At 58.7% G+C, this 15,011-nt stretch carries 13 protein-coding genes; 11 read left to right on the top strand and 2 right to left on the bottom strand.

All coding sequences use genetic code 11. The features are described 5' to 3' along the window. Positions 1–16: 16 nt before the first annotated feature. A complete protein-coding gene (ccoN, locus tag J1G18_RS22605; protein ID WP_027613751.1) occupies positions 17–1,444 on the bottom strand; it encodes a cytochrome-c oxidase, cbb3-type subunit I in 1,428 nt (475 codons plus the stop codon). A 353-nt stretch (positions 1,445–1,797) separates the two neighbouring features. Here ccoN and J1G18_RS22600 point away from each other — a divergent pair, with 353 nt between their 5' ends. The 4 genes from J1G18_RS22600 to J1G18_RS22585 all read left to right on the top strand — a co-directional run bounded on the left by J1G18_RS22600 (position 1,798) and on the right by J1G18_RS22585 (position 6,229). Beyond that, positions 1,798–3,471, top strand: coding sequence for a nitrite/sulfite reductase (locus J1G18_RS22600; protein WP_223008519.1), 1,674 nt, complete (start codon positions 1,798–1,800; stop codon positions 3,469–3,471). Then, the gene (locus J1G18_RS22595; protein ID WP_096797324.1) at positions 3,468–3,947 is read left to right on the top strand and encodes a DUF934 domain-containing protein; all 480 of its coding nucleotides are present in this window, start codon (positions 3,468–3,470) and stop codon (positions 3,945–3,947) included. Before J1G18_RS22600 ends, J1G18_RS22595 begins: the two co-directional genes overlap by 4 nt. Before the next feature lie 307 nt (positions 3,948–4,254). After that, the gene (locus J1G18_RS22590) at positions 4,255–5,229 is read left to right on the top strand and encodes a hypothetical protein (protein WP_098963910.1); all 975 of its coding nucleotides are present in this window, start codon (positions 4,255–4,257) and stop codon (positions 5,227–5,229) included. Positions 5,230–5,557: 328 nt separating this feature from the next. Next, positions 5,558–6,229, top strand: a complete 672-nt coding sequence (locus tag J1G18_RS22585) for a DUF3313 domain-containing protein (protein ID WP_139054513.1) — start codon at positions 5,558–5,560, stop codon at positions 6,227–6,229. Between the two features lie 122 nt (positions 6,230–6,351). On the opposite strand, the gene J1G18_RS22580 is transcribed toward J1G18_RS22585, so the two are convergent. Next, positions 6,352–6,777, bottom strand: a complete 426-nt coding sequence (locus J1G18_RS22580) for a YciI family protein (RefSeq protein ID WP_047602197.1) — start codon at positions 6,775–6,777, stop codon at positions 6,352–6,354. A 571-nt stretch (positions 6,778–7,348) separates the two neighbouring features. Here J1G18_RS22580 and J1G18_RS22575 point away from each other — a divergent pair. The 7 genes from J1G18_RS22575 (at position 7,349) to J1G18_RS22545 (ending at position 14,924) form a co-directional block, all read left to right on the top strand. Further along, the gene (locus tag J1G18_RS22575) at positions 7,349–7,717 is read left to right on the top strand and encodes a DUF6124 family protein (RefSeq protein WP_139054515.1); all 369 of its coding nucleotides are present in this window, start codon (positions 7,349–7,351) and stop codon (positions 7,715–7,717) included. A gap of 248 nt (positions 7,718–7,965) precedes the next feature. Further along, the gene (locus J1G18_RS22570) at positions 7,966–8,469 is read left to right on the top strand and encodes a PAAR domain-containing protein (RefSeq protein ID WP_096797341.1); all 504 of its coding nucleotides are present in this window, start codon (positions 7,966–7,968) and stop codon (positions 8,467–8,469) included. Further along, positions 8,469–9,167, top strand: coding sequence for a hypothetical protein (locus J1G18_RS22565; RefSeq protein WP_123587948.1), 699 nt, complete (start codon positions 8,469–8,471; stop codon positions 9,165–9,167). Before J1G18_RS22570 ends, J1G18_RS22565 begins: the two co-directional genes overlap by 1 nt. Continuing rightward, positions 9,154–9,618 (top strand): hypothetical protein, encoded by a 465-nt coding sequence (locus J1G18_RS22560; protein WP_236645243.1) that lies wholly within the window; start codon positions 9,154–9,156, stop codon positions 9,616–9,618. Before J1G18_RS22565 ends, J1G18_RS22560 begins: the two co-directional genes overlap by 14 nt. A gap of 230 nt (positions 9,619–9,848) precedes the next feature. Beyond that, positions 9,849–10,349 carry a thiol peroxidase gene (tpx, locus tag J1G18_RS22555; protein ID WP_003224497.1) on the top strand — a complete coding sequence of 167 codons (501 nt, stop codon included), beginning with the start codon at positions 9,849–9,851 and terminating at the stop codon, positions 10,347–10,349. A gap of 175 nt (positions 10,350–10,524) precedes the next feature. Continuing rightward, positions 10,525–11,832, top strand: a complete 1,308-nt coding sequence (locus tag J1G18_RS22550; protein WP_135295701.1) for an MdtA/MuxA family multidrug efflux RND transporter periplasmic adaptor subunit — start codon at positions 10,525–10,527, stop codon at positions 11,830–11,832. After that, positions 11,829–14,924, top strand: a complete 3,096-nt coding sequence (locus J1G18_RS22545; RefSeq protein WP_223008517.1) for an MdtB/MuxB family multidrug efflux RND transporter permease subunit — start codon at positions 11,829–11,831, stop codon at positions 14,922–14,924. Before J1G18_RS22550 ends, J1G18_RS22545 begins: the two co-directional genes overlap by 4 nt. The last annotated feature ends 87 nt before the right edge of the window (positions 14,925–15,011 follow it).

The raw sequence follows: 15,011 nt of genomic DNA, 5'->3' as shown, positions 1-15,011 counted from the left end.
TCTGCGGCTCCCTGCCTCAGGCGATCTGCGCCTGGCTGCGTGCTAGCGCCACGTCGGCGACCCGCACCGTGCGCCAGACGTTATAGGCCATCAGCAGCATGCCGCTGAGGAAGAACACCCCGCCGGCAAAGCGCACGATGAACCCCGGATGACTGGCCTGCAGTGCTTCGACGAAGGAGTAGGTCAGCGTGCCGTCCTCGTTGATCGCTCGCCACATCAGGCCCTGAGTGATGCCGTTGACCCACATCGACGCGATGTACAACACGGTGCCGATGGTCGCCAGCCAGAAGTGCAGGTTGATCAGCGGCGTGCTGTACATCTGCTCGCGGCCAAAGACTTTCGGCACCATGTGATAAGTCGCGCCGAAGGTGATCATCGCCACCCAGCCCAAGGCCCCGGCGTGAACATGGCCGATGGTCCAGTCGGTGTAGTGGGAGAGGGCGTTGACGGTTTTGATCGCCATCATCGGCCCTTCGAAGGTCGACATGCCGTAGAACGCCAGCGACAGCACCAGGAAGCGCAAAATCGGATCGGTGCGCAACTTATGCCAGGCGCCCGAGAGGGTCATCATGCCGTTGATCATCCCGCCCCAGCTCGGCGCCAGCAGGATCAGCGACATCGCCATGCCCAGCGACTGCGCCCAATCCGGCAGCGCGGTGTAGTGCAAGTGGTGCGGGCCGGCCCAGATGTACAGGGTGATCAACGCCCAGAAATGCACGATCGACAACCGATACGAATACACCGGGCGGTTGACCTGTTTCGGCACGAAGTAATACATCATTCCGAGAAAGCCCGTGGTCAGGAAGAAACCCACCGCGTTATGGCCGTACCACCACTGCACCATGGCATCGGTGGCCCCGGAATACACCGGATAGGATTTGAACCAGTCCACCGGGATCGACAGGTGATTGACCACGTGCAGCATGGCGATCACCAGAATGAACGCGCCGAAGAACCAGTTGCCCACGTAGATGTGTTTGGTCTTGCGCTGCACCACGGTGGTGAAAAACACGATGGCGTACGCGACCCAGACCACCGCCATCCACACCGCGCCGGAGAATTCGATCTCGGCGTATTCCTTGGTGGTGGTGTAGCCCATTGGCAGGGTGATCAGCATGATCACGATCACCGATTGCCAGCCCCAGAAGGTGAAGGCCGCGAGCTTGTCCGAGTACAGCCGCACCTGGCAGGTGCGTTGCACCGCGTAGTAACTGGCGGCGAATTGCGCGCTGCCGGCGAAACCGAAAATCACCAGGCTGGTGTGCAATGGCCGCAAGCGGCCGAAGGTGGTCCAGGGCAGGTCGAGGTTCATGTCCGGCCACACCAGTTGCGAGGCGATCCAGACCCCCATCGCCATGCCGACAACACCCCAGAAAACCGTCGCGATAACGAATTGGCGGACGACCTTGTAGTTATAAGCCTGTCCGATTGTTGCTGTGCTCATGGTCAGTTCATCCACGGTTGCAAAGTCTTGCCAGGCCACCCTGGTCTGGCACGAGCTGCACTGTAGAAACACCACTGGAAACAAAACAGGCTCAGGAATCTTTCATTTGTACGGATCAGATTCAAGTCCTGCCTGCGGCGTTCTGCCGCGCCCTGATATGGTTTTTATGACTTCAGGTGAATCTGTTGCGTGCTGCGCTGCTCGTCCATAGTCGGGGAAAATCCTGTGGGAGCGGGCTTGCTCGCGAAAGCGGCGTGTCAGGCAACTGACTTGTTGGCTGACACGCCGCTTTCGCGAGCAAGCCCGCTCCCACAGTTTTGATCTGGGATCAAACCTGATGGGGTAGCCGCTGCATGTATCAATACGATGATTACGACCGGGCGTTGGTGTTCGAGCGCGTTGCGCAATTTCGCGATCAGGTCGAGCGCTTCATGGCCGGAGAGTTGAGCGAGGAGGAGTTCCTGCCGCTGCGCCTGCAAAACGGCCTGTACCTGCAAAAACACGCGTACATGCTGCGCGTGGCGATTCCCTACGGGACATTGAGTGCCGAGCAGATGCGCACGCTGGCGAGCATCGCCGCCGATTACGATCGCGGCTACGGCCACTTCACCACGCGGCAGAACCTGCAATTCAACTGGATCGAACTGGCGCAGGTGCCGGACATCCTTGAACGCCTGGCGCAGGTCAACATGCACGCGATCCAGACCTCCGGCAACTGCGTGCGCAACATCACCACCGAGGCGTTTGCCGGGGTCGCGGCGGACGAGATGATCGACCCGCGCCCGCTGGCCGAGATCCTGCGGCAATGGTCGACGATCAACCCGGAATTCCTCTTCCTGCCACGCAAGTTCAAGATCGCCATCTGCTCGGCGAAGCAGGATCGCGCGGCGATCATGATGCATGACATCGGCCTGTATCTTTATCCGGGGCGCGACGGGCAGATGTTGTTGCGGGTGATCGTCGGTGGCGGGTTGGGGCGCACGCCGATCCTCGGTCTGCAGATCCGCGAAGGCTTGCCGTGGCAGCATCTGCTGTCCTACGTCGAAGCGATCCTGCGGGTCTACAACCGCCATGGCCGGCGCGACAACAAGTACAAGGCGCGGATCAAGATTCTGGTCAAGGCGCTGGGCATCGAGGCATTCGCCAAAGAGGTCGAGGAAGAATGGCAGCACCTCAAGGACGGCCCGGCGCAGCTGACCGAGGCTGAATACGAGCGGGTCGCCAGTGCCTTCGTGCCGCCGATCTATCACACCCTGGCCGATACCGATCTGGATTTCGGCACGCATCTGGCTGAAAGCCCGGCGTTCGCCCGCTGGGTCGCGCGCAACGTGCAGCCGCACAAGAAACCGGGTTACACCAGCGTGGTGCTGTCGACCAAACCGGGTCTGAGTGCACCACCGGGTGATGTCACCGGCCAGCAGATGCTCGCGGTGGCCGACTGGTCGGAGCGATTCGGATTTGGCGAGATTCGCATTGCCCATGAGCAGAACATCGTTCTGCCCGATGTTCGAAAGTCTGACCTGTATGAACTCTGGCAGCTGGCCTGCGAGCGCAATCTGGGCAGCGCCAACGTCGGCCTGCTGACCGACATCATCGCCTGCCCGGGCGGCGATTTCTGCGCGCTGGCCAACGCCAAGTCGATCCCGATTGCCCAGGCGATTCAGGCGCGTTTCGACAACCTCGACTACCTGCACGACCTGGGCGACATCAGCCTGAACATCTCCGGCTGCATGAACGCCTGCGGCCACCACCACATCGGCAATATCGGCATCCTCGGCGTCGATAAGAACGGCAGCGAGTGGTATCAGATCACCCTTGGCGGCGCGCAGGGCAAAAACAGCGCCTTGGGCAAAGTCATCGGCCCATCGTTCAGCGCGGCCGAAGTGCCGCAGGTGATCGAGCGGATCATCGGCACTTTTGTGCGATACCGCGAAAGCGAGGAACTGTTTGTCGACACCGTGGCGCGCATTGGTCTGGAGCCTTTCAAGGAACGCGTCTACCCGAAAGTGCTGGAGGCGTCGGCATGAACAATCTGCTGCGTCTGGAGCAAGGTGTCGCACGCCTGATCGAGGACGACCCATGGACGCTGGTTCGCGAGCCGGAGCAGGGCAGGCCGCAAGGGTTGCTGATCCTGCCGCTGGCGCACTGGCTGCAATCGCCCTCGACCCACGCGGTGTGGCTGGGGCCGGACGATGAAGTTGAAAGCGTGGTGCCTTGGCTGGCCTCGCTGCCGCTGATTGCCCTGGATTTTCCGAGCTTTCGCGACGGTCGCGCCTACAGTCAAGCGTATCTGCTGCGTAGCCGGTTTGGCTGGGCCGGTGAGCTGCGCGCGATTGGTGATGTTTTGCGTGATCAGCTCAGCCATATGCGTCAGTGCGGGTTCGACAGTTTTGCGGTACGCGAGGACAAATCGGCTGAGGATGCGCTGAAGGGACTGGCCGGCATGAGCGTGCTGTACGGCCGCTCGGTGATCGAGCCACGCCCGCTGTTTCGTAGACGCTGAATATCCATTGCTTGATAGATACTTTGTGGTGAGGGGATTTATCCCCGATGGGCTGCGAAGCAGACCTAAAATCTGCCGAAGCATTTCTTCAGCTAAAACCTGTTGGCTGGTTCTGCGGCCGCCGCGCAGCCGGTCGGGGATAAATCCCCTCACCACAATTGCCTAGCGGCCCCTTCTCTACAGGGGAAACCCTTACATCCCGCACCATTCCCGGATTTTTCCTTGGGTCGATGCTGGCCTTTTGGTAGAGTCCCCGTCGCCAGCGGGTTTTCGGCTGGGCGACGGAACGAAGAAGGGAGTCTGGGTAGTGAGTGCGGGCAAAAAGATTTTGGGCCTCACGGCGTTGCTGTTGATGCTGACGCTGTGGGCCAGTTACTTCTATGTGTTCAAGGAAAACCGCGACGGCCAGTTGGGCGGCGCCGGTGAAAGCACCGCGTGGTGCGGCGCGCCGCCGTCCACCGAAGCGGCGCTGTTGGGCAAGGATCAACTGACCTTGCGCGTCACCAACAACCTGCGCGGCGAGTTCATGCTCAGTGGCTCGCTGGTGGTCTCCGAACGCACCTTCAACCGCTACGATCTGGGCCGCAACGAGCTGCGTCTGCGCCTGGAACCGTTGCAGTGGTCGTACGGTGTGACGCCGATCTTCCTCGAACAGGTCAAGGTTCAGCCACTGAGCCGCAACCTCGCCTCACCGACCAAAAGCGCCTACGCCGAGCTTGAGCCGCGGCCGATCGGCGTGCAGGGCCAGGTCACCGAATTCCCCTTCGACACCTATCGCTACGGCTACAAACCGGTGCTGTATTACCTCAAGGGCAGCGAGCGCATCGACCTGCGCTTCAAGAACATCACCACGCTGATGGAGATGTCCAACACCTTCACGCCGATTCAGAAATACAACCGCGTCGAGTACATCAACGAGAAGAACTCGATGATCCGCGACGAGGATTACAAGGCCTACGGCCCGCACGAATGCGCGTTCAGCGTCGAGCGCAAAGGCTCGTTCAAGGTCGTGGTGCTGTTGTTCCTGCTGGTGCTGTGCCTGCCGCTGTTGCACGTGTTCTATCGCGACGAGCCGGGGATCGATTTCCTCGCCACGCTGGTGACGATTGCCGTGGTGCGGGTGCTGCTGGTGGGGCCGGTGCAGGACTTCCAGCTGTACAACATCGACTTCCTGTTCGGCGCGGCGATCCTGCTGGTGGGCTCGGTATCGCTGATCAAGGCGATGCGCGCCAACAGCCGGCGCGAGATGGCGTTGAAGAGCGGGGCGACGTCTTCCTGGTAATACTCAGTGTTCGAGACCAACACTGACCCTGTGGGAGCGGGCTTGCTCGCGAATGCGGTACATCAGTCACCCTTGATGTTGGCTGAGGGAATGCATTCGCGAGCAAGCCCGCTCCCACAAGGGATCAGCGATCACTTCAGCGCCGGATCGCTCATGTTCATTTTCTTCCAGCCTTAAGTGGTATCTGCATCTGTGGCTTAAATGAGGTTTGCCAAGCCGCGCGGGGTCTCGTATGAATTTTGTGGTTTTGCAACGCAATCGCCGCGCTTTTAGCTATACCTGTAACTCTCCCATACGCACATTCAGGCCTTCTGACAGGAGTTACAGCATGAAGCTAGCAGTAATGATGGGCACCCTTTGCATCGCCACCCTTGGGGTGGTGGGTTGCTCCAGCAAAACCGTCGCTCCCGATGAGTATTCCGGCTTTCTCAAGGACTACAGCCAGCTCAAGGAGGCCAAATCGCCTTCCGGCGCCGAGGTGATGCGCTGGATCGATCCGAAGGTCGACATCAGCAAGTTCACCAGCGTGTACATCGAGCCAACCCAGCTCTATCCAAAGCCGCAACCGACCGCAAAGATTTCGCAGCAGACCCTCAACGGCATCACCTCCTATTACGATCAGGCGCTCAAGCGTGAAATCAGCAAGGATCTGCCGTTGGCCAACGGCCCCGGCCCAGGGGTGATTGTGGTGCGGGCGGCGATCACTGCCGTGAGCAGCAAGACCGAAGGCCTGCACGCGTATGAAGTGATCCCGGTCGCTCTGGTCGCGGCAGCGGTCAGCACCGCCAGCGGTATCCGCGATCAGGAAACCACCCTGGCCACCGAAGCGGTGTTCCTCGACGGTGCGAGCAACAAGGTGGTGGCGCAAGTGGTGCGCAAAGGCACCGGTAAACCGTTGGAAAATGAAACTCAAGCGATGAAGGCCTCCGACGTCAAACCTGTGATCGACGGCTGGGCCAATGACATGCGTCAGATGTATGTGAAGCTCAAGTCCAAATAAGCTGGGGCCTTTGTAGGAGCAGCCGCAGGCTCGGGCCGCGATCGGACGATCTTTTGACTTTGATTTTTTAAAAGCCAGATCAAAAGATCGCAGCCTTTGGCAGCTCCTACAGGGGGCAGGGATTACAGGTTTTTCTTCGCTTGCTCGCGAACACGCTCTTCCTGCGCCCGCGCCTCAGGCGTGAACTCGGCGCCGAAATCCTCGGCAGAGAAGATCTGGCGGATTTCGATATCAGAGTCGCCCGGCATCGGGTTCGGGCAGCGCTTGACCCATTCGATGGCTTCTTCCTTCGATTTGACTTCCCAGATCCAGTACCCGGCCACCAGCTCCTTGGTCTCGATGAACGGGCCGTCGATGACGCTGCGCTGGGCGCCGGAGAAATGCACGCGGACGCCTTTGCTGCTCGGGTGCAGGCCATTGCCGTCGATGAGGATGCCGGCCTTGACCAGTTCTTCGTTGAAGTTGCCCATGGCGGTGATCAGCTCTTCACTGGGCATGATGCCGGCTTCGGAGTCGGCGCTGGCTTTGACAAGGATCATGAATCGCATGGTGATGTCTCCAGGGAATGGGGCGATTCACTGCATAGTCGAGCGGGCAGGGCGTGAATCGACAGGTCTCTGAATAAAAGATGCAGTCCGGCGTTTTAACAAACGCAATCCGACACACTGCAACTGCCAATGTAGGAGCTGCCGCAGGCTCGGGCCGCGATCGGACGATCTTTTGATCTTGTCGTTAAAAACCAACATCAAAAGATCGCAGCCTGCGGCAGCTCCCCGTGCGTATTTCAATTCAGGATGTTTAAACGTTGTTTCGATTTTGCGGAACGTTCCCACAAGGTTTTCAGGTTGTCCGTCGGACGTAGGGTCTCTAGCCTGTGTTCGTCGCTGCCAATTCAGCGACCGGGACTGGAAACCCCGATGGGTATTAGTGGCGCGTACACGCCTTTCATAACGTATCCTTGCGCACTTCGAATGTGTGCACTCCGTTATGGCGGCTGTGCGCGGGGGACCTTCGGGTCGTCCGGGTCGCCGCTGCCCGGGTTTCCAACCTGCGTACAGCTGCCACCTCTTCGTCCGGAAACCGAAGGGGGCAGCTCCGACTATTCAGTGGAGTTACACCATGAAAAAACCAACACCCAACCCCCCAGAATCAGGCGCCGACACCACAACCCCTTACGCCTCAGTCGACAGTAAAAAACTCCACGAAGCCGCCGACCGCGCCCTCGACTACTACCTCAATCCCGCCGCCCGTATCATGTCTAGCGCCAACGAGCCGGGGTCCATGTACCTCGCCAATCCCAGGTTCAACACCGAATCTCTTTTAGCCAACGCCAGCGAAACACTCGGCTCGGCCAGCGAGATGCTCATCAACTTCGCTGCCTCGCTGGAAACCTCCCAGCGCAAAACAGCACTGGGCATTGCTCAGGTCGTCATGCTGGGGGAGTTAGCGGTAAATCAAGCACTGGATCACGTAGAACTTAAAGACTGATTGATCATGACCCTTCCCGCGCGCAGCAAAGCAATGAAGCCCTTGAGGCTCTGCGTCAGATTCGTGAGTTGGCGCACAGAGCTCTCTTGTTACATTCCTTTACCGCGCGTTGGAACGGTCAACGACCAACCAAAAAAGACTCTAGCCGGTTGTATTTTCTATCCAGTCCGCAGGTGCCATGGATACCCTGTTTTCCAAAACAAGATCGGGTAACATCCGCAGGTCGTGATATTCAATGGAGAGAAACGATGGCAGGAAAGCCAGTCGCAAGGCTCGGAGATCCAGGTAGTCATGGTGGAAATATCAGCACTGGATCAAGTCCTATTTTTGTTAACTCGACTCCCGTAGCTTTGGTAGGAGATATCTATTCCTGCCCGATTCACGGCAGTAATCCCATAACAACGGGCGCCCCCCATGTTTTTGGATTGGGAAAGGACGTTGCCCATGTCGGTTCCCAAACGGCATGTGGAGCGACGATTACTGCTGGATCACCCGACACCTTCGTCGGTGATTCTGGTAGTGCTCCCGCCAGCTTCTTCTCGCAGTTTCTGAAAGAAAAGACGTTCGTCGAGTTTCAGTTGCTTAATGAAAGAGATGAACCTGTAGCCAACGAGGCGTATGAATTGACGCTTCCCGATGGAACCTTGATGACTGGCGTCCTCGACGAAAATGGCTTTGTGCATGTTGCAAATATTCCCAGGGGGAGTTGCAGCATAAAGTTTCCGAAACTTGAAGATACGGAACATCTTTAATGGTTCAGTCTACTAAAACTACCAGCACAACCCAGGCAGCAAAAAATACAGGCGCATCAGGGAAAACCACGAAAACCAATCAGGTGGTCGTATCCGGTGCGTATATGGAAGTGCTGGTGGGTGGTCCCTACACCCGCGATAAAGAAGAACATCCTTTCGGGCACGCTGCTTTACACGTGGTGGTCGGTAGCAAAGACATTACTTATGACTTTGGTCGCTATGGAAAAACCTGGGGCACGTTCGATAGCGAGGGCGAAGGCGTGTTGAACGTCTGGACGTCCTTCAAAGCGTATATCTCTGGTGAAAACAGTTTGGGGCGTACAACAACAGGTTTTGTTTATTTTTTGGAAAATGCAAAAGCCGAGGCTGTGATCGCTCATTTCGACGGTATTGTCGCCCAGCAAAAAGAACAGCGAAAAAAGACTGCCTCATCAGCTCGGTATGTCTTGCCATCGAACTATCATCCGACCACGAATAATTGCACAACCGTGACAATCGCAGGAGCAAAGGTTTCGGGAAAGTCAATTGTGCAGAACCCGGCGAAATTCAATGAGATGCGAGGTCTTTCTTTTATCGAAAGACAGGCAGCGCGTACGCAAAGTAGTCCGAAGGACGGTATTTTCATGCCTGCGGATTTACAAGCCATGCTCGAAGCGAATACCGAGGCCCCCTATGATAAGAAAAATGTTTACAAATAGACGTCTTGGCCTATGGCTGGTGGCAGTTTTATCCGTCAATGCGATTTTTTTGGCTTTTCTGATTTTTGGCGATATTGCGAAGGGGCACAATATGAAAATGATCAAAACTAAAGAACCGTTGCTGATTGAAGGGCCAAATGGTGACGAGAATTACTATGTCCTGCCTTTGGGTACTACCCTTTATCACGATAAAAGCTTTCCTGAAGGGCATGACCGTTATGTGGTGTATCTCAATCATAAAGGTGCAATTGCACACGAAGAAGTACCCATGAAGCCTGAGTATGGCGGTTCATTTATAGATCCGCTCTGGCTGGCCAATGTTGATGAGGAAACCTTGAAAGAAATTTTCAAACGGTTTCCGCTCTCCAAAACCGATATTGCCGCTGCTATCAAGGCCAATGAAATAACCAAGGATGATCTAGCCGACATCATCCGATCCATGCCCGACTGACCCATTCTTTTAGCTGTCGGTGAAACGAAGCTGCGATCTTTTGATCTTGATGAAAAGATAAAGTCAAAAGATCGCAGCCTGCGGCAGCTCCTACAGGGGGGCTTGGGTTGTATACAATTTTCTGCGCAGGCCCCTGACAATTTTCAGTCAGGGCATAGGTCGTCGGACAATTTCGTGGTTAACTTCGGCCTCTTGCATGCTCAATCACCACGTTAAGAAGGACTAAAGTCATGGCTCAAGTCACCCTCAAAGGCAACCCGGTTCAAGTCAACGGCCAGTTGCCACAAGCCGGTTCCAAGGCGCCAGCCTTTTCCCTGGTTGCCGGCAATCTGTCCGACGTCACCCTGGCGAGCTTCGCTGGCAAGCGCAAAGTGCTGAACATCTTCCCAAGCGTTGATACCCCGACCTGCGCCACTTCGGTACGCAAGTTCAACGCTCAGGCCAACGAACTGGCCAACACCGTGGTGCTGTGCATCTCGGCTGACCTGCCATTCGCTCAGGCACGCTTCTGCGGCGCCGAAGGTCTGGAAAACGTGCAGAACCTGTCGACCCTGCGCGGTGCCGAATTCATCGAAAACTACGGCGTAGCCATCGCTGACGGCCCGCTCAAAGGCCTGACCGCCCGTGCCGTGGTAGTGCTGGACGAGAACGACAACGTCCTGCACAGCGAACTGGTCAAGGAAATCGCTGAAGAGCCGAACTACGACGCAGCACTCGCCGTTCTGAAATAAGCGCTTTTACAATTGTTAACGGCCTGGCCCTGTCCAGGCCGTTTTCATTTGTGTATCAGTGTTTTGCCTCACACCTTGAAACGTAAGTTGAAGGTAAATTGCCGGTAAAGCTGCTTTGCTTAAATCCGATCAGTGCTTATCGTTCAGCCTCCCGTAAAAGAAGCCCACGCGCCCAATGGTTAATCAATCCATGCAATCGTCCCCTCGCAATTCCCGTCGCTGGCTGATCAGCCTGCTCGTCCTGTTGGTCATCGCCGTTTTGTGCTGGAAATTCTGGCCCGCCGGTTCGGCCCACAAGGAGGGCGCCGACAAGGCTGCGAGCGGCCATGCCGGACGTTCAGGAATGATGCGGCCGGGCTTCGGCGGCGCGGCCGGGCCGATTCCGGTGCGTGTGGCGCCGGCGGTCACGGGCGACTTCCCGCTGTATTACAAGGCACTGGGCACGGTGACTGCGCTCAACACCATCAACGTGCGCAGCCGGGTCGGCGGTGAACTGGTGAAGATCAATTTCGAGGAAGGGCAGATGGTCAAGGCCGGCGACCTGCTGGCAGAGATCGATCCGCGTCCGTACCAGAACGCCTTGCTCCAGGCTGAAGGCACCTTGCTGCAGAATCAGGCACAGTTGAAAAACGCACAGGTCGACGTCGAGCGTTATCGCGGCCTGTACAAGGAAGACAGCATCGCCAAGCAGACCCTGGACACTGCCGAAGCGCTGGTCGGCCAGTACCTGGGCACGGTCAAGACCAATCAGGCGGCGGTCAACGACGCCAAGCTCAATCTCGAATTCACCAAGATCCGCGCACCGATTGCCGGTCGCGTCGGTCTGCGTCAGGTCGACGTCGGCAACCTCGTCGCGGCCAACGACACCACGTTCCTTGCGGTCATCACTCAGACCCAACCGATCAGCGTGGTCTTCACCCTGCCGGAAAACAGTCTCGAAACCGTATTGGCGCGCTACCACAGCGGCGCCAGACTGCCGGCCGAGGCATGGGATCGCGGCGATACCAAGATCCAGGCCAGCGGCGTGCTGCAAAGTCTCGATAACCAGATCGACGTCGCCACTGGCACCCTGAAATTCAAGGCCCGTTACGATAACCGCGACCAGTCGCTGTTCCCCAATCAGTTCGTCAACGTCCATCTGCTGGCCGATACCTTGAAAGGCGTGGTACTCGCACCGTCGGCGGCGATTCAGTTCGGCACCAACGGCACATTCGTTTACGCATTGGACGGCGACAAGAAAGTCACCATCCGCCAACTGAAGATTGGCGCCAGTGACGGTACCAACACCGTGGTCACCGAAGGCCTCGCCGCGGGCGATCGCGTGGTGCTGGAAGGCACCGACCGCCTGAAGGAAGGCAGCGAAGTGGAAGTGGTCAACGACAGCAATGACGTGCCGACAACCCCGACCGGGCACCTGCAGGGCAAACCCGCCGCCAGTGCACCGGACGCCGCCGCGGCTGACAAGGCCAAGAAGGGCGCATGAACATTTCGCGGCTGTTCATCCTCCGTCCGGTAGCCACCACCCTGAGCATGCTGGCCATTGTTCTGGCCGGCCTGATTGCTTATCGCCTGCTGCCGGTCTCGGCATTGCCGCAGGTCGATTATCCGACCATTCGCGTCATGACCCTGTACCCCGGCGCCAGTCCGGACGTGATGACCAGTGCCGTCACCGCGCCGCTCGAACGTCAGTTCGGGCAGATGCCGGGCCTGACGCAAATGGCCTCGACCAGCTCCGGCGGCGCTTCGGTGCTGACCCTGCGCTTCAGCCTCGACATCAACATGGACGTCGCCGAACAGCAGGTGCAAGCCGCGATCAACGCCGCGACCAACTTGCTGCCGACCGACCTGCCGGCGCCGCCGGTGTACAACAAGGTCAACCCGGCGGATACCCCGGTGCTGACCCTGGCGATCACCTCGAAAACCATGCTCCTGCCCAAGCTCAATGATCTGGTCGATACGCGCATGGCGCAGAAGATCGCCCAGATCAGCGGCGTCGGCATGGTCAGCATTGCCGGCGGTCAGCGGCAGGCGGTGCGGATCAAGGTCAACCCGGAAGCCCTCGCGGCGAACAGCCTGAACCTGGAAGACGTGCGCACCCTGATCGGCGCGTCCAATGTCAACCAGCCGAAAGGTAACTTCGACGGCCCGACCCGGGTCTCGATGCTCGACGCTAACGACCAACTGACGTCGCCCAAGGACTACGCCAACCTGATCCTCGCCTACAAGAACGGCGCGCCGCTGCGTCTGAAGGATGTGGCGGAAATCGTCGACGGCGCGGAGAACGAACGTCTCGCCGCGTGGGCCAATCAGAATCAGGCAGTGTTGCTGAACATCCAGCGTCAACCGGGCGCCAACGTGATCGAGGTGGTCGACCGGATCAAGGCCTTGCTGCCGAGCATCACCGACAACCTGCCGGCCGGCCTTGACGTCACCGTGCTCACCGACCGCACCCAGACCATCCGCGCCTCGGTCACTGACGTGCAGCACGAACTGCTGATCGCCATTGCATTGGTGGTGATGGTGACGTTCCTGTTTCTGCGGCGTGCCAGCGCGACGATCATCCCGTCGGTTGCGGTGCCGCTGTCGCTGATCGGTACGTTTGGCGTGATGTACCTGGCCGGCTTCTCGGTCAACAACCTGACCTTGATGGCGCTGACCATCGCCACCGGTTTTGTGGTCGACGATGCGATTGTGATGCTGGAGAACATCGCGCGTTTCATTGAAGAAGGGGACAGCCCGCTGCAGGCGGCGCTCAAAGGCGCGAAGCAGATCGGCTTCACCCTGATCTCCCTGACCCTGTCACTGATTGCGGTACTGATTCCGCTGCTGTTCATGGCCGACGTGGTCGGGCGGCTGTTTCGCGAGTTCGCCATCACTCTGGCGGTGGCGATCCTTATTTCGCTGGTGGTCTCGCTGACCCTGACGCCGATGATGTGCGCGCGCTTGCTCAAGCGTGAGCCGGAGGCCCACGAACAGGGCCGCTTCTACCGGGCCAGTGGCGCGGTCATCGACTGGATGATCGCCGCGTACGGGCGCAAGTTGCAATGGGTGCTCAAACACCAGCCGCTGACCCTGTTGGTGGCCATCGGTACGCTCGCGCTGACCGTGTTCCTTTATATGGTGGTGCCCAAGGGCTTCTTCCCGGTGCAGGACACCGGGGTGATTCAGGGCATTTCCGAGGCGCCGCAGTCGATTTCCTTCGCCGCCATGGGTGAGCGTCAGCAGGCGCTGGCCAAGGTGATTCTTGAAGATCCGGCGGTTGAAAGCCTGTCGTCCTACATCGGTGTCGACGGCGACAACGCCACGCTCAACAGCGGTCGCCTGCTGATCAACCTCAAGCCCCACGGCCAGCGTGACCTGAGCGCCACCGAAGTGATCGCGCGCCTGCAACCGCAACTGGACAAGCTGGTCGGCATCCGCCTGTTCATGCAGCCGGTGCAGGATTTGACCATCGAGGATCGGGTCAGCCGGACCCAGTACCAGTTCAGCATGTCTTCGCCGGATGCAGAATTGCTCAGTCAGTGGAGCGGGCGTCTGGTCGAGGCCTTGGCCCAGCGTCCGGAGTTGACCGACGTAGCCAGTGACTTGCAGGACAAGGGCCTGCAGGTCTATCTGGTGATCGACCGTGACGCGGCCTCGCGCCTTGGCGTTTCGGTGCAGAACATCACCGACGCGCTGTATGACGCCTTCGGCCAGCGGCAGATCTCGACCATTTACACCCAGGCCAGCCAGTACCGCGTGGTGCTGCAGGCGCAGGCCGGGGAGAAGATCGGGCCGGCGGCACTGGATCAGATTCACGTCAAGACCACCGACGGTGCACAGGTGCGCCTGTCGAGCCTGGCCCATGTCGAGGAGCGTCAGGCGCAACTGGCGATCACCCACATCGGCCAGTTCCCGGCGGTGATGATGTCGTTCAACCTGGCGCCCGGTGTGGCGCTGGGACATGCGGTGGACATCATCGATCAGGTGCAGAAGGACATCGGCATGCCGATTGGCGTGCAGACCCAGTTTCAGGGCGCGGCCGAAGCGTTCCAGGCGTCGCTGTCGAGCACCTTGCTGCTGATTCTGGCGGCGGTGGTGACCATGTACATCGTGCTCGGCGTGCTTTACGAAAGTTACATTCACCCGATCACCATCCTGTCGACCCTGCCGTCGGCGGCGGTGGGTGCCTTGCTCGCGTTGCTGCTCAGTGGCAATGATCTGGGCATGATCGCAATCATCGGCATCATCCTGTTGATCGGTATCGTCAAGAAAAACGCGATCATGATGATCGACTTCGCCCTCGACGCCGAACGCACCCAGGGCATGGCGCCGGAGCAGGCGATCTATCAGGCGGCGCTGCTGCGCTTCCGGCCGATTCTGATGACCACTCTGGCAGCGTTGTTCGGCGCCGTGCCGTTGATGCTCGCCACCGGTTCCGGGGCTGAGTTGCGTCAGCCACTGGGTCTGGTGATGGTCGGCGGTCTGCTGGTGAGCCAGGTGCTGACCCTGTTCACCACGCCGGTGATCTATCTGTACTTCGACCGTCTCGGTCGGCGCTTTGGCAAAACCAATGCCGAAGAGGTACCGGTATGACTGTCTGGACACATTCCCCCTGTGGGAGCGGGCATGCTCGCGAAAGCGCTGTATCAGGCGACATGAATGTTGAATGTCAGACCGTAT

The organism is Pseudomonas sp. MIS38, assembly GCF_019891575.1.
In the GTDB taxonomy this organism is placed as follows: Bacteria; Pseudomonadota; Gammaproteobacteria; order Pseudomonadales; family Pseudomonadaceae; genus Aquipseudomonas; species Aquipseudomonas putida_A.
The sequence above is the reverse complement of the archived record's forward strand: the minus strand, read 5'-3'. Positions and strand labels throughout refer to the sequence as shown.

Excerpts from the sequence above, each read along its gene's own strand:
- J1G18_RS22585 (WP_139054513.1), top strand. The coding sequence starts at position 5,558 with ATGAAGCTAGCAGTAATGATGGGCACCCTTTGCATCGCCACCCTTGGG.
- J1G18_RS22580 (WP_047602197.1), bottom strand. The coding sequence starts at position 6,777 with ATGCGATTCATGATCCTTGTCAAAGCCAGCGCCGACTCCGAAGCCGGC.
- tpx (WP_003224497.1), top strand. The coding sequence starts at position 9,849 with ATGGCTCAAGTCACCCTCAAAGGCAACCCGGTTCAAGTCAACGGCCAG.
- J1G18_RS22595 (WP_096797324.1), top strand. The coding sequence starts at position 3,468 with ATGAACAATCTGCTGCGTCTGGAGCAAGGTGTCGCACGCCTGATCGAG.
- J1G18_RS22570 (WP_096797341.1), top strand. The coding sequence starts at position 7,966 with ATGGCAGGAAAGCCAGTCGCAAGGCTCGGAGATCCAGGTAGTCATGGT.
- J1G18_RS22545 (WP_223008517.1), top strand. The coding sequence starts at position 11,829 with ATGAACATTTCGCGGCTGTTCATCCTCCGTCCGGTAGCCACCACCCTG.
- ccoN (WP_027613751.1), bottom strand. The coding sequence starts at position 1,444 with ATGAGCACAGCAACAATCGGACAGGCTTATAACTACAAGGTCGTCCGC.
- J1G18_RS22575 (WP_139054515.1), top strand. The coding sequence starts at position 7,349 with ATGAAAAAACCAACACCCAACCCCCCAGAATCAGGCGCCGACACCACA.
- J1G18_RS22600 (WP_223008519.1), top strand. The coding sequence starts at position 1,798 with ATGTATCAATACGATGATTACGACCGGGCGTTGGTGTTCGAGCGCGTT.
- J1G18_RS22560 (WP_236645243.1), top strand. The coding sequence starts at position 9,154 with ATGTTTACAAATAGACGTCTTGGCCTATGGCTGGTGGCAGTTTTATCC.
- J1G18_RS22550 (WP_135295701.1), top strand. The coding sequence starts at position 10,525 with ATGGTTAATCAATCCATGCAATCGTCCCCTCGCAATTCCCGTCGCTGG.
- J1G18_RS22565 (WP_123587948.1), top strand. The coding sequence starts at position 8,469 with ATGGTTCAGTCTACTAAAACTACCAGCACAACCCAGGCAGCAAAAAAT.